The 597-nt window shown below is 57.6% G+C and carries 1 protein-coding gene; it reads right to left on the bottom strand.

Annotated features, from left to right (window positions below):
- Positions 1-308: 308 nt before the first annotated feature.
- The gene (locus A3754_RS06170) at positions 309-539 is read right to left on the bottom strand and encodes an anti-sigma factor (protein ID WP_063519099.1); all 231 of its coding nucleotides are present in this window, start codon (positions 537-539) and stop codon (positions 309-311) included.
- Between the last annotated feature and the right edge of the window lie 58 nt (positions 540-597).

Below are 597 nucleotides of genomic sequence, written 5' to 3' on the forward strand. Positions count from 1 at the left end.
CATAGTAGCGGCTGACCACTTCATCATGGAGTTGTGCCAGCAGGGGCTTGAGATGTTCCGGCGGTGCCTGGTCACAGCAGGCATTGGTTTGCAGGTCTGCACTGGAATGCAGCTGTTTGCCGTAATAATCCTGTACATCGTTACGCATTGAGCGTCTCCGGGGGAAGGATAGTTTGTCATCATGCTGTGAGCGCAGGCGGTCCACTTAACGATCTGGTGGGTCAGAGTAGAACGCCGGGCATTGGGCCGAAATGATAAAAAGTGCACTGGCGGGTAGTAGCGGTCAGCGACTGTGAAAGTCGCGTGAATCAGGGTGTCTTGTCCAGTTTGTCGAGGACCGCGTCGACTTTCTCCTGGCTGACCGTTTCCGGCGGAGGGCGGCGCAGCGAGGTCACCAGCGCACGCAACTGACGTACGTAGCGGCGACAGTGGTGGCATATCAGTAGATGCAGACGCAGTGCGAAGCGCTCCCGTTTGCTTAGCGGGGCGCCATCCACCAGGGCGTCGGCTTTTTCGACGACGTGTTTGCACTTCAACATTCGCCTGTCTCCTGAAAATGATCCACCAGCTCAAACAACCGCGCGCGGGCACGGTGCA

The sequence above is a fragment of the Alcanivorax sp. HI0083 genome (assembly GCF_001635175.1).